This window comes from Streptococcus suis, from assembly GCF_016743335.1.
Classification (GTDB): Bacteria; Bacillota; Bacilli; order Lactobacillales; family Streptococcaceae; genus Streptococcus; species Streptococcus suis_Y.
Map to the genome: position 1 here is coordinate 1 of NZ_WCJE01000052.1, position 13,573 is coordinate 13,573.

A 13,573-nucleotide genomic window follows, 5' to 3' on the forward strand; every position below is an offset into this window, starting at 1 on the left:
TAGTTAGTACTGATGCTATACGTATAGAATATTTTATTTAATTTATATAAAACAATAAAGGAGATATAAGCCTATGGAAAATGTTGTTGTCTCAATTTTTCGCATTGAAAGTGAGGCTTTTCAAGCCTTTTCAGAGCTGAAACAATTTGGTCAAACGGAAAATACAAAATTAGCTCAGGTTTCGATTGTGAAAGCTGAAAATGGTATTATTAACGTTAAAGATAACTTTGATTTGATGAATTCCTTGGAAAATGATTATTTCAAAGGTGGGTTAATTGGCAGTCTAGTTGGTATTTTAGGTGGACCGTTAGGTGTTCTCCTTGGTTTTGCAGCTGGTGGAATGATTGGAGCTTCCATTGGTTCAGATAAAGAATTGGCTAATTCAGCACTAATTACAACTGTTAGTGAAAATTTGACTAACGGGGAAGTCGCTATAATTGCACTTGTGCAAGAAAATGATGAATCTGTCTTAAATGCTATTTTTGAGAAATATCAGACTCATATTGCAAGATGGAATGTTGCGACTGTTTTAGCAGAAGTAGAATCTGCCCTTCAAATCCAACAAGACCTAGCTCATCAGGCCAAAGCTCGTTTAATCGCGGATAAAAAAGAAGCCCGTCATGAAAAATTTGACAAGCTGAGAGCTGACATTAAAGAAAAATTTTCAAAAAAGAATTAGCTTTTAATTAATCAAATTGTTTTGCATTTATTTTTAAAAGGTGACTATATCAAGAAACCGATGCGTGATTGTACTGGTCAAGAAATTTGTGCTGAATGGCTTTATCATATGGGAGTTCCTGTAGCAGAGATTGATGATTTATCACGTCATAGTGCCAAAACAGTTCCTTGTATGATGCCTTACATAACAGCCTTCTTCATGCCACGTGAAAAGGGAGATCGTCCAAATGTTGTACCAGATGGTGCCGTTAACTTTGCTTTTTTAGGACAGTTTGCCGAAACACAACGTGATACTATTTTCACAACTGAATACTCTATTCGTACGGGTATGGAAGCTGTTTACACGTTATTAAATATTGACCGTGGTGTACCAGAAGTCTGGGGTAGTACCTATGATGTCCGTGATTTACTTCATGCGACTGTAGCTCTTCGTGATGGTAAATCAATTACTGATATGGAGCTAAATTTTGTAGAAAAATTTATCCTCAAACAAGCTCTACGTAAATCTGAAGGAACAGATATAGAAAAATTATTGAAAGATTATCATATTATTTAATTTAGAACAAAGCATATTTTAAAGAGTTTTCATGGAGTCTCAAGCCTGAGGCTCCTTTTTTACGTGTTAAAAGTTATATCATTTTGAATAATTTATGTTTTAGAATAAGATATTAAAAAGCTTTAAGTTATAGTAAAAATACAACTTAAAGCTTATAGTAGTGCTTTGATATCTTCTAAGGATTCTCCTTTAGCTCGTGCTTTAGACAAGAGGTCGGTGATAATATCAGCTAGAGTTAATTGATCTAGCTCCTTCTCAAAATGTAATTGTAAGAAAGCATATTTTTCAGCTAAAACGTTTTGAATATTCCCTCCAACAATACAGTTAAGGTTCGTGTCATTATCAATTTGAAGTAAAGGATTATCTCCAGGTAAGCTCTTATAGATATCAAGTAAAGTAATATCCTTCGATTGCCGCGACAATCTATTTTTTGAATCCCCTTGTTGGTTGCAGAGAAGTCCCGCTTTGCGTAAATTTCCCATAATTCGTCGAATGTTTGAAGCGTTAGTTTTGACACTTTCTGCAATTTTCTCGCTCTTAAGTTGTTTAGGATCATCTGTTAATGCAATATAAGTCATAATATGAATGGCGTCACTAAATTGTTTTGATTGTTTCATAATCTTAGTACCTCTTTTTAGTATTATAGCATTATAATTGTATAAAATAAATAGACGTTTTTATAAAAAGATTGACAGTTATCACGAAAAATTATATTATAGTGTATATTTAAAAAATACAATTTTCAACCATATACACTTAATAACGGTATCGTTATTAAAAATCGTTTGGTAGTTGCCCCAATGACACATTTTGGTGCTACTGATGATGGGAGTTTTAGTGAGGCAGAGGCAAATTTCTTAAAGGGTCGTGCAACGGATTTTGGATTATTTATAACAGCCTCAACTTTAGTATCACCTGAAGGGAAAACTTTTCCAGGAGAGCCTTATGCTATTACTGATGATGATCTTCCTAGTTTACGACAAAGAGCAACAGTGATTAAAGAACAAGGGGCTAAGGCTATTTTACAATTACACCATGGAGGTAGACGTGCCTCAGATTTTCAAGAGGTAGTTGAGCCAGTGGCTCCAAGTGCTCTTGACGGAGCTAGAGAATTGACCGAGGATGAGATTGTTTCTATAATCTCTGCCTATGGGAAAGCAACAGAGTTGGCGATTCGTGCTGGATTTGATGGGGTAGAATTGCATGGTGCTAATGATTATCTTTTGCAACAGTTTTTTTCAGCGAAATCAAATCATCGTCAAGATAAGTGGGGTGGTCGTTTAGATAATCGTTTACGTTTTCCATTGGCAGTTGTAGATGCAGTGCTTGAAACTCGTACACAGCAAGAGCGTTCTGATTTCATTGTAGGTTACCGATTTTCACCTGAAGAAGCTGGTAAAAATGGGCTGACTATGACGGATACTTTTGCTTTGATTGATGCCTTGAAGCAAAAAAATATTCAATATTTACACGTTTCACTTTGGGGATTTGATAAAAAAGCACGTCGTGGAGGAGATACCACGTCATCTCGTATTGAACAGATTCACAAGCGTATTGATGGTACTTTTCCATTAATTGGTGTAGGTAATCTATTAACTGCAGAACAAGTCAATGAAGCTTATCAAACAGGGTGGGCAGAATTTATCGCAGTTGCAAAAGCTGTTTTAATTAATCCTAATTTTGCGACTTTAGTAAAGGAAAAACGTTATAAAGAGATTGAGACCACTATTGATATTGATCGTCAACTAGATTACCGTTATCCTGAACGTCTCTGGCAGATGCAGTTACAGGGTATTTCTTGGTTTCCGCCACTTAAAGGAGCCAATTTATCAGAAATGCGAGATGTCTAAAAGGAGAAGTAAAATGAAAGAACTCGAAATGTATAGTCAGTTATTAGATAGACTTCAGCAACGGTTTTTATCTACTTTGGATCAAATGACAGTGGAAGAGGCCAATACAATGCCTCAGCCTTTAATTAAATCGGTAACTTGGCTTATTTGGCACAGTGCTCGGATTTTAGATTTACAGTTTTCTCCTTTACTAGGAATAGAACCGTTATATTTTAGTGAAGATTGGGAAGGTAGATTTGATTTCGGATTACCTCGTGAAACACTGGAAGGCAACCAATCCTCTGAAGAGGCTGCTCAAATTACCGTTTCTGATAAACAAGTGCTAGCTGATTATCTACAAGAATCGGTCACGCTAGCAAAGGACTACCTTATTGCATTGGATGAAAAGCAGTTGACTACAACTGTTAACACAAGATGGTCAAGTGATGTTCCTTTATCAGTCTGGATCACAGCTATTGTAGATGATGTTGCCATGCATGCAGGGCAGGCTGTTTATACTCGTAGGCTGGTAATTGGGAAATAGGCTTATCTGAAAGAATGCCAGAATAACTAATATAAATAGAATCGAAGACGACTTCAGCGATGTCGTCTTTTTGTATGCAAAAAATTATATAACTCTTTAGCTATTGTGATGTCTCTATTTTTCTTTTTGGAATTGACTTTGACCGTTACAGCACGATTTTAAATTATCCCTTACGATAAACCTATCAACTAGTAAAGGAGACATTCTACATGACTGAAAAATATGGCGTGCCTCGTGATATTCGGGCACGGGTTAAGATTATTGGCTTATTCATTATTGATCTTGCTTTTGTTGGCGGTTCAGCGGTTGCTGCTGTAACCTTTGGGATGCGACTATTTCCCATGAATCAATGGCCACAGATGCTAGTGTTTATGTTATTAACCCCACTCATGTGTTTATATCTGGTTTTACCAACCGATGGTGGGAAGAAAAATTGGCATAGTATGGTGCTCTTCTTCAGACGCCGTCGGAAACGCTATACCAGTATTAATTATCAGAGGGGAGTGAAATAGTCATGGCGATTAGACAATCACCCTCTTCAGAAGGTATCAAACGTCCTTTAGGACGATTTCAACCCACAAAACACCAAACGCAGGATTACTATGACCTGCATTCTGCTGTTGAATTGATCGATGTCAAAACGATCGTCAATAATCATAAGGCTTACATTGAGTTGGTTGATTATGGCTACCTGCAGTTGATGGAAATCTCAAGGAAAGATTTAGGGTCACTCTCCTATAACGAGATCCAACGTACGCTAGATAACTTCGAGAAATGGATTACGGATTTTAATACCAATGTTCAAATTGAAGTGACGACGTTACCAACAGATACGACCACCCAGATTGCGGATTTACGTCACCATCTGAGTTTGGTTCGGCAGGAAAAAGCAAAATTATCTCCAACCTCTCGTCGTTACTATCAACTAGAAGACCGTGAAGTACTACTGACTAATGATCTTCAGGTAGAAGAGTCTATCCAACAAGAAATTTATAACACGGAATTTATCTTATGGTTGTTTGCCCCAACCACATCTGAAATGGATGAACTTGTGCGGAAAGCAAAAACCTATGGAAATAATGATTTTGTTCCCCAAAACATTAGCGTTGCTAAAAAAGAACAAATTTTAAAACAGTACAATAACATGAATGAAAAGGTGTAGTAGAAGGGAGAGTTTATGCCAGATTTATCCAAAAAACGCCAACGTCAATTAAAAGCTGCGGGGTATGATTTAGCTTTTTTAAGTCGGATTCAACCCCAAGGCAATATTGATTTTAACCATGACCGCTATTGGGTGAGTGGGGATGGCTACCACACGGATTTATTGTTCTATGAATACCCATCAGAAGAATTAGACCGTTTTTGGTTGTCCGAACTCTTACTCATCCCAGGTACACGAGCTTTTTTAGATTGGTATCGGGAGAGCAATAAAGAGCTAAAACAAGAGATTAAGGAGTCCATCGAAGAAAAATCTACTCGTATTACAGGAAATAGTAAGGTAACGGATAATCAACAAGAGTTGGATGAAATTAAAGACCTTCAAGAGTTAGACCGTGATATTCGTAAGAAAAACATTGCCATGTTAGGCATGTATGTTCGGGTCTATGTCTCTGCTTCGACGAAAGAGGAGAATCTCTATGACAAATTCAACTATCCCTCAACCAACTCGGAACAAAGACAATAAAGGCTGGTTAGACTTTGGACCTCGAAATATTGAACGTGACCGTGAAAATCCAGATATTTTAGTTCCACCAACAACAGACCATGGTACTTTATCAAATATGCGTTTTAGTTACTCTGATGCTCATAACCGTATGGAAGAAGGTGGCTGGGCACGTGAAGTCACCATCCGTGAATTGCCAATTTCAGATGAGCTGGCTGGTGTTAATATGGCTTTAGCACCTGGGGCTTACCGAGAAATGCACTGGCACAAAGAAGCTGAATGGGGACTAATGCTTTACGGAAATGCACGGGTAACAGGAATTGACGAACATGGGCAAACCTTTATTGACGATGTCCAAGCTGGTGATTTGTGGAACTTTGAATCAGGGGTAGCCCATTCCATTCAAGCACTAGATGAAGGTTGTGAATTCTTACTTGTCTTTAATGACGCCAACTTCTCAGAAAATCAAACCCTTTTGCTAAGTGATTGGCTAGCCCATACACCAGAAGAAGTTGTTCAAGCCAACTTTAAGCAAAGTGAAGAGGTTCTTGAACCTCTTCCTAAAAAAGAAAAATACATCTTTAACGGAACACTACCTCAGTCCATTGAAGAAGAAAAACGTCCTAACTCCAAAGGAGATACTGTCCATCCACTAACCTTCCATTTGGACGATATTGACCCTATTGAAACGGAAGCTGGTCGCGTTTGGATTATTGACCAATCTGTCTTTCCAGCTGCTAAGAGCATTGCAGGTGCGATTGTTGAAGTGGAACCAGGTGGTATGCGTGAACTTCATTGGCACCCTAAATCATCTGAGTGGCAATATTACATTTCAGGTCAAGCAAGAATGGGTGTTTTTAACTCTAATGGTTTAGCTCGGACGTTTGATTTTAAGGCTGGAGATGTTGGTTATGTGCCAAATGTCGCAGGTCACTATGTTCAAAATACAGGAACAGAAAAGCTCGTTTTTGTTGAAGTCTTTCCAAATCCTGATTATTCCGATATTTCCCTTAATAAATGGTTGGCATCTGTTCCTACAAAAACGGTCGCTGAACATTTGAACCTCTCAGAAGATGTTGTAGAACGTTTCCCACAAGAAGCACAACCTGTTGTTTGGTTTGACCCTGAAAAGATCCAATTCAATAAATCTGAAAAAAAGCCCTTCTAATGACTAATTCTGAAAAGAAAACCAAAAACTTTGATTTTTTAGTCATTGGTGGAGGAATAACGGGGCTAACCGTTTCAAGTAATTTAGCTACTGAAGGTAAGTCTGTTGCCTTGATCGAATCCAGAGACTGGGGCGGAACGAGTATTAACCGTGGTGCAATAGCGAAAAGGGCGATTTTGGCTTTAAGTGAGTTGCACCACAAGATTGAGGCTTTTCAAGGAAAAGGTTTCGATGACGTTCCAACTATCAACTGGGAAGATATGATTAGCCATCGGGATTGGCTAGTTGAAGATCAGCGAGCGAGAGCAAAAGAGCGCGCTATTTCTTCTGGTGTTTATACCTTTGAAGGGCAAGCGAGATTTCTAGATGATCACCATGTTATCGTTGATGGACGGGTTCTGTCAGCTGATACGATTATAATCGCAACAGGGTCTAGACCTCGAGAGCTAACGTTTGAAGGAGCTCAATTTGTAGATGATAGTGGTAATTTGTTACGACAACATCGTAAACCAAAAGAGGTTGCTATTATTGGTGCTGGTGTTATTGCCCTCTCCCTCATTTCGAGCTTTACCGAGGCGGGTGTTAAGGTGCATGTCATTCAGCACAATGATAGTATTCTCAGAGGCTTTGATAAAGAACTCGTTGATACTTTAGTCTCACGACTCCAGGCAAAAGGGGCGGAGTTCCATTTAAATGCCGAACCCACAAGGGTTTCTAAAGAGGATAATGGTCTCTACACCGTATTGCTATCAACAGGTGTTTCCTTAAGTGTTAATGGCGTTTATGATGCTGCTGGACGTGCTCCTTATATCCAACAACTAGATTTAGAAAAAGCAGGCATTAGCTATAATGCCAAAGGGGTTGCAGTTAATGATTACTTGCAAACCTCTAAAGAGTGGATTTATGCTTTAGGAGATTGCTGTGACGCTCCAGTTCCTAAGTTGACGAGTTATGGTGATTACCAGGCAAAATATTTGGCTAACTTACTGTTAGGTCATAGGAACGATTGTATCTCCTATCCTAAAGCCCCTGCTGTAACTGTTTTTAGTATTCCTAAATTGGGGCAGGTTGGTATGTCTGTTAATCAAGCAAAAGTAGACTCTCATAACTACACCATTAAAACTGTTGATATGAGCCACTGGCAAAATTATAGGCGTGTAAGGGATGATTTGGCACGACTCAAACTGGTTGTCGAACATCAAAGTCAAAGAGTCGTGGGTGCAGAAATTTTAAGTGATACCACAGATATTTTAGTAAATTATTTAGCTTTACTCATTAACTTGGGAGCCAGCATGCAAGATGTTCAGGATGTCATCTTTGCTTACCCTTCCCTAGCAACTGATTTATATGGTATTTGGACATAACAGTAAAAGAGGAACTCACTTTTTATGGTGGCTTCCTCTTTTTAGAAAGGAAGTCAATGGAAACATCTGAAATTACAGCGATCAATCAACGGACGACTATCGCAATGTTCCTAACCTTTTCAGGAGGGTTTATTGATAGCTATGCTTATAGTAATTTTGATCATACCCTACCTTTGACCCAGTCTGGGAATATGGTTTTGCTAACAAGTGATTTTATTTTAAAAGATTGGTCTGGAGTCTCTATTAAACTATCAACGCTATTTGGTTTTGTCTTAGGAATTATGATTTCAAGGTATCTTGCTAATAGAGTTCATATTATTTTCTTGGAATTTTACTTGCTTTTTCTCTTTTTAGCATCCATTTTATGTAGCTATGCCTTAATTGATATGGTTAGTGATCCACTAGCGCTATTTCCGTTATCGTTTGGTCTGGCTTTAACCGTCGCTTGCTTTGATAAAGTTGATGGGCAATCTTACAATGATGCGTTTATAACAGGTAATATTAAAAAAATGGTTTTATACTGGTCGGATTTTGCACTCACAAAGAATGATAGTAAAAAGAATTTAGCCCTATTATTTACAAAAGTCGTTTTCTCTTTTGTAACAGGAGCTCTTATCTCTCAATATTTTCAAAAAATGTTGTCTCATCATGCCCTACTTATAGTGTCATTACCAATTCTATTTTTAATAATATATTATGGATTTTGTATTTTAAAAATAACTAATTCAAAGCTAGATTGAATATAGAAAGTAAATATAGTACGTGAGTTATAAGTAATACCCGTTGTGCTAGTTAATTCTAGCCAAATAAAAAAAACTTTGCGTATCATAAACTCAAAACAACCACGAAATGAGGGAATGATATGCAAAGCCAACATTATTATCTCGCAAATCCCAATCAAACACAAGTTATTTTTTCAAAAATCTTGACCCAAGTTCTCGCTTTATATGAGCGATTTGTTCCCCATGAGGTTCGAAATCGGCGAAACATCCACCTACAAAAACAGTCTGATGTCGTTGTTATCGCTAGTTATCTTTGGGCAATTCAAGAGGGCTGCAGGACGGCAAGTGCTATTTACCGTGCAATTCGTCATAATCTCTTCTCTGACAACTTCCCTGAACGCTCTCGATTTTGCCGTATCTGTCAAAATCTTGCTCAAAGTATTCAGCGTATGCGCTATTTTATGGTCTTAGATCTTTGTCAAACCTGCTCGTTCGGCTTGATTGACAGCTTTCCTTGTGCCCTATGTCACACCATTCGCAACATGAGAGCTACATTGTTATCAGAGGTGGCAGATATTGGCTATAATGCGACTAAGAAAATCCATTATTATGGCTTGAAATTTTCAGTTCTTGTCAGCGATAGTGGGTTTCCTATTGATTATGTTGTCACACCCGCATCTATTTATGATGGCGATGTTGCTTTGGAGCTACTTGAAAACAGCCCATTTCCAATCGTTTATGGAGATAAAGGATATGTGGATAGACAGACAAAGGCAGCGTTAGCAGACTGTGGCATCCAGTTAATTTCTCAACTCAGAAAAAACATGGTGGGTTATTCATGGCTAGAAAATTACAAAATAAGTCGATTGAGGAAACCAGTGGAGACTGTATTTTCTAGTTTAGAGCAGTTTGGAATGGAGGCTTTACGTTGTCGAAACATTCAGGCGCTCAAATTTAAGACAGAGGCAATATTACTTATCTATTCTCTTTTGCTTAAAAGCAGTCATACTGAATTTGGTATCAGTTTAAAATATTCCCTTGCTTACGCTTGATTAACTAGCACAACGGGTTTATAAAATATATTCTTCAATGACCTGAAGCACACCTGCTTCCAAATGGCTTGGAGCCATGTATTTGGCAACTGCCTTGACCTTGTCTGTCGCATTTTCCATGGCATAGGAATACCCAACGTAGGACAATAACTCAATATCATTGTCTGAATCACCGAAGGCCATAACTTGATCAGGTTGGGTTGCTAAGTCCTGTAAAACCTGCTCCAAGCCCCACGCCTTATGGATACCCTGCGGTAGAATGTCAACGGAACCATACCCACTGGTTACAGCCACCAACTGACCTTGAAAAGCCTGGTTAAACTCTTCCGTTATCGATTCTACACGCGCTTCAGGAACCCAGAGACCAACCTTATAAATCGGCTCAGAAATAGGATAGGTACTAAGGTCGTCTAAATATGTCACACGATTTTGGAAGGCAGCCATCTGAGCTGGTTTTATTGGCAAATCCGTCCCTGCAAATGGCACACCTGCCCCAGCCTGCATATAAATATTTCCATCGTTCGACAACATCAGACATACATCCGCCCAACGGCCTTTGAAAAAATGCAGTATTGCTTCGACTTCCACTTGCTGAATAGCCCGACGAATTACTGTCTTGCCATTTTGATACACATGGGCTCCATTATCCGCTACAAAGATTAATCTATCTTCAAATCCTTGGCATAATTGTAGTAATCGCCCAATTCCATTACCACTAGCGATAACAAAAGGAATATGTTTCTCTTCTAGCTTCTCCAGGACCTTCGAAAATCGCTCTCTATCAAAACTCCCCTGTCCATCTAAAAAGGTCCCATCCATGTCTGTTGCAATTAATCGAACTATCATCTTCTCTCTCCTCACCATACCAAATTGACAAAGTCTTTCATTTCTTGATAGGCTACGTCCACACGCGCCTGTATTTCTTCATCTAGCTGCCCATAATATTGACCACCAGCTACCCAGTCTTCCAAAATGTAAGTCTGGTAGGAAAATTGTTCGTATCCCTCTGTTGAATAAGTCCCTTTTGAAAGGCGATTCACCCAGGTCGGATGGGCTTGAGCAGTTTGAATACTTGTTTGCCCATTCTCCTTTTGAATCCTTATATCCATCAAGACACCCTACTTAAGAACCTTTGTTCAAAATACAGTCAGTAGTCCCTCAAAAAAATATTTCTTCCATAAAGGTACATCACTTATAAATAGAGGTTCTAATATTAGTATACGACATTTTTGCTAAAAAATCTAAATAAAATCAGAATTCCATCTCACAAATATATGTCTCCGACTATGTATTCCATTCCTCAAACGATTATCAGACCGATCTTCACAGACCATTTAAAAAGAGCTAACATTATCCCCTCGCGACTCCCTAAAAGACTATCTGGGAGAACGATACAATGTTAGCTTCTTTTTATGTCTTCAACAGATGATTTCAATCATCTAAGTGCTGTAGCTTGCCACGAAAATCTTCAATGGTCTCGTAGCCTTTTTCAGCCATGATGGCCTGCAATTCAGCCGTAATGCGTTCAAAGGCTGCCACACCTTCCTTTTGCAGGGTTGTTCCAACTTGGACCATGCTGGCGCCACAGAGAATGTGTTCGAAGGCATCCCGACCTGTCAAGACCCCGCCAGTTCCAACAATCTGAATCTCCGGTTTCAAACGTTGGTAAAAAGCGTGGACATTGGCAAGAGCAGTCGGCTTGATATACTCTCCACCGATACCACCAAAACCATTTTTAGGCTTGATGACAACTGACTCATCCTTGATATAGAGACCATTTCCAATAGAATTGACACAGTTGACAAACTTGAGCGGGAATTGATTGAAGATAGCGGCTGCCTGGTCAAAATGCACAATATCGAAATAAGGTGGTAACTTAATACCGAGTGGTTTGGTAAAGTAAGTGAAGACTTCCTGCAAGATGGTCTCTGTCGTTTCAAAATCATAGGCAATCTGCGGTTTTCCAGGGACATTGGGACAAGAAAGATTTAACTCTGTCAACCCCTTAAAATCACTGGCTTCTACAGTTCTCAAAATCTCGTGAGTTTCATCAGGCGACATTCCAACTAAAGATAAAACAAATGTGCGTTCTGGCTCCGTTTCCTGCAATTCTAGTAGATAATCCAAATAGTAATCCAAGCCCTGATTTGGCAAGCCCATCGAATTGATAGAACCAAGCAGAACATTCTGATAACGTGGTTCTGGATTACCCGCGCGGTAGTCCAAGGTTGCTGTTTTTGTTACAAAAGTACCCGCCTTCGAGTTCTTAACCGCATCCAATTCTTCCTTGGTCATGCACCAAACCCCTGCCGCATTCATCAAACAATTATCAAAGGTAAATCCACCGAGTGTCGTTGCTGTTGAAACCATATTATCCTCCATATAGGTCATTCTTTCTTGATTATATCATAAGAAACAAACGGATTTTCTTCATTTACTACTAAGGTTCGGATTTTTTAATAAAAATTTATTAATTTTTTTAAAATTCTTACATTTTCTTCTTTACATTTAAAAATCATGGTGCTATAATAATTATCAGATAAATTAAATTGTCAGACAATTTAATAAATAAAAAAGAAATCAGGTGACCCTATGTCAAATGCCAAAGCTTACATCCAAGCTTCTTTTGAAGCAGTCAAAGCCCGCAACCCACATGAAACAGAATTCCTCCAAGCTGTAGAAGAGCTCTTCTCTACACTTGAGCCTGTTTTTGAAGCACACCCAGAATACATCGAAGAAAACATCTTGGCCCGTATCGTTGAGCCTGAGCGTATCATCAGCTTCCGTGTTCCATGGACAGATAAAGATGGAAATGTCCAAGTCAACCGTGGCTACCGTGTTCAGTTCAACTCAGCTGTAGGTCCTTACAAGGGCGGCCTTCGCTTCCACCCAACTGTAAACCAATCCATCTTGAAGTTCCTCGGTTTTGAACAAATCTTCAAAAACGTCTTGACTGGTCTGCCAATCGGTGGTGGTAAAGGTGGTTCAGACTTTGATCCAAAAGGAAAAACTGATGCTGAAATCATGCGTTTCTGCCAAAGCTTCATGACTGAATTGCAAAAACACATCGGACCTTCACTTGACGTCCCTGCTGGTGACATCGGTGTTGGTGGTCGTGAGATTGGTTACATGTACGGTCAGTACAAACGCCTCCGCCAGTTTGATGCAGGTGTCTTGACTGGTAAACCTCTTGGCTTCGGTGGTTCATTAATCCGCCCAGAAGCAACTGGTTACGGTTTGGTTTACTTTACTGACAATATGTTGGCAGCAAACGGTAAATCCTTCAAAGACCAAACTGTCCTTATCTCAGGTTCTGGTAACGTTGCCCAATATGCTGTTCAAAAAGCGACTGAACTTGGTGCAAAAGTTATTTCTGTTTCAGACTCAAATGGTTATATCATCGATGAAACTGGTATTGACTTCGACCTCTTGGTGGACATCAAAGAAAAACGCCGTGCTCGTTTGACAGAATACGCTGCAGAAAAAGCAACTGCTAAGTACTTCGAAGGTTCTGTATGGAACTACGACGGCAAGGCTGACATTGCCCTTCCATGTGCGACTCAAAACGAAATCAACGGCGAGCAAGCTGCTTCTCTTGTGAAAAATGGTGTTTACTGTGTGGCTGAAGGTGCCAACATGCCATCTGACCTTGATGCTATCAAAGTTTACAAAGAAAATGGCGTTCTTTACGGTCTTGCAAAAGCTGCCAACGCTGGTGGTGTAGCCGTATCTGCCCTTGAAATGAGCCAAAACAGCCTTCGTCTTTCATGGACTCGTGAAGAAGTAGACGGCCGTCTTAAAGACATCATGGCAAATATCTTCAACACAGCCAAAGAAACTGCTGAAAAATATGACCTTGGTACAGACTACCTTGCAGGTGCTAACATCGCAGCCTTTGAACAAATTGCGGATAGCATGATTGCCCAAGGTTTGGTATAAGCTTACTTTTAGTTCACTAAACCATAATAAAAATGTCTCCAAAATTGACGTGCCAATT

General features: G+C 39.2%; 13 protein-coding genes and 3 pseudogenes. 12 read left to right on the forward strand and 4 right to left on the reverse strand.

Annotated elements, in window-relative coordinates:
* The first annotated feature begins 73 nt into the window (after nucleotides 1-73).
* Nucleotides 74-679 carry a DUF1269 domain-containing protein gene (locus F9856_RS10805; protein WP_202106598.1) on the forward strand — a complete coding sequence of 202 codons (606 nt, stop codon included), beginning with the start codon at nucleotides 74-76 and terminating at the stop codon, nucleotides 677-679.
* Between the two features lie 36 nt (nucleotides 680-715).
* Nucleotides 716-1,234: pseudogene (locus F9856_RS10810) on the forward strand (oleate hydratase); the annotation flags it as partial.
* Between the two features lie 152 nt (nucleotides 1,235-1,386).
* Here F9856_RS10810 and F9856_RS10815 read toward each other — a convergent pair.
* Nucleotides 1,387-1,851 (reverse strand): Rrf2 family transcriptional regulator, encoded by a 465-nt coding sequence (locus F9856_RS10815; RefSeq protein WP_202106599.1) that lies wholly within the window; start codon nucleotides 1,849-1,851, stop codon nucleotides 1,387-1,389.
* Between the two features lie 105 nt (nucleotides 1,852-1,956).
* Here F9856_RS10815 and F9856_RS10820 point away from each other — a divergent pair, with 105 nt between their 5' ends.
* From F9856_RS10820 to F9856_RS10860, 9 genes and pseudogenes are all read left to right on the forward strand, one after another.
* On the forward strand, nucleotides 1,957-3,084 hold the full coding sequence (locus F9856_RS10820) for an NADH-dependent flavin oxidoreductase (RefSeq protein ID WP_202106609.1): 1,128 nt from the start codon (nucleotides 1,957-1,959) through the stop codon (nucleotides 3,082-3,084).
* 13 nt (nucleotides 3,085-3,097) lie between these two features.
* On the forward strand, nucleotides 3,098-3,607 hold the full coding sequence (locus F9856_RS10825; RefSeq protein WP_202106600.1) for a DinB family protein: 510 nt from the start codon (nucleotides 3,098-3,100) through the stop codon (nucleotides 3,605-3,607).
* A 209-nt stretch (nucleotides 3,608-3,816) separates the two neighbouring features.
* Nucleotides 3,817-4,119: a hypothetical protein gene (locus F9856_RS10830; RefSeq protein WP_202106601.1), complete on the forward strand. Its 303-nt coding sequence runs from the start codon at nucleotides 3,817-3,819 to the stop codon at nucleotides 4,117-4,119.
* 2 nt (nucleotides 4,120-4,121) lie between these two features.
* Nucleotides 4,122-4,769, forward strand: coding sequence for a hypothetical protein (locus tag F9856_RS10835; protein WP_202106602.1), 648 nt, complete (start codon nucleotides 4,122-4,124; stop codon nucleotides 4,767-4,769).
* Nucleotides 4,770-4,784: 15 nt separating this feature from the next.
* A pseudogene (locus tag F9856_RS10840) lies at nucleotides 4,785-5,237 on the forward strand (virulence factor); the annotation flags it as partial.
* A 7-nt stretch (nucleotides 5,238-5,244) separates the two neighbouring features.
* Entirely contained in the window at nucleotides 5,245-6,438 is a 1,194-nt protein-coding gene (locus tag F9856_RS10845) for an oxalate decarboxylase family bicupin (protein ID WP_202106603.1), read from the forward strand.
* Nucleotides 6,438-7,802 carry a dihydrolipoyl dehydrogenase family protein gene (locus F9856_RS10850; protein ID WP_202106604.1) on the forward strand — a complete coding sequence of 455 codons (1,365 nt, stop codon included), beginning with the start codon at nucleotides 6,438-6,440 and terminating at the stop codon, nucleotides 7,800-7,802. The genes F9856_RS10845 and F9856_RS10850 overlap by 1 nt, the downstream gene beginning before the upstream one ends.
* A gap of 56 nt (nucleotides 7,803-7,858) precedes the next feature.
* Nucleotides 7,859-8,542, forward strand: a complete 684-nt coding sequence (locus F9856_RS10855; RefSeq protein ID WP_202106605.1) for a YoaK family protein — start codon at nucleotides 7,859-7,861, stop codon at nucleotides 8,540-8,542.
* A gap of 122 nt (nucleotides 8,543-8,664) precedes the next feature.
* On the forward strand, nucleotides 8,665-9,576 hold the full coding sequence (locus F9856_RS10860; protein ID WP_202106606.1) for an IS982 family transposase: 912 nt from the start codon (nucleotides 8,665-8,667) through the stop codon (nucleotides 9,574-9,576).
* An 18-nt stretch (nucleotides 9,577-9,594) separates the two neighbouring features.
* Here F9856_RS10860 and F9856_RS10865 read toward each other — a convergent pair whose 3' ends face one another.
* From F9856_RS10865 to F9856_RS10875, 3 genes and pseudogenes are all read right to left on the reverse strand, one after another.
* Nucleotides 9,595-10,422 (reverse strand): Cof-type HAD-IIB family hydrolase, encoded by an 828-nt coding sequence (locus tag F9856_RS10865; RefSeq protein ID WP_202106607.1) that lies wholly within the window; start codon nucleotides 10,420-10,422, stop codon nucleotides 9,595-9,597.
* A gap of 11 nt (nucleotides 10,423-10,433) precedes the next feature.
* Nucleotides 10,434-10,694, reverse strand: a pseudogene (locus F9856_RS10870) (hypothetical protein); the annotation flags it as partial.
* A 313-nt stretch (nucleotides 10,695-11,007) separates the two neighbouring features.
* Entirely contained in the window at nucleotides 11,008-11,946 is a 939-nt protein-coding gene (locus F9856_RS10875; RefSeq protein ID WP_202106608.1) for a dihydroorotate oxidase, read from the reverse strand.
* A 222-nt stretch (nucleotides 11,947-12,168) separates the two neighbouring features.
* On the opposite strand from F9856_RS10875, the gene gdhA reads away from it, so the two are divergent.
* Nucleotides 12,169-13,515: an NADP-specific glutamate dehydrogenase gene (gene gdhA / locus F9856_RS10880; protein WP_172034614.1), complete on the forward strand. Its 1,347-nt coding sequence runs from the start codon at nucleotides 12,169-12,171 to the stop codon at nucleotides 13,513-13,515.
* Nucleotides 13,516-13,573 lie beyond the last annotated feature (58 nt).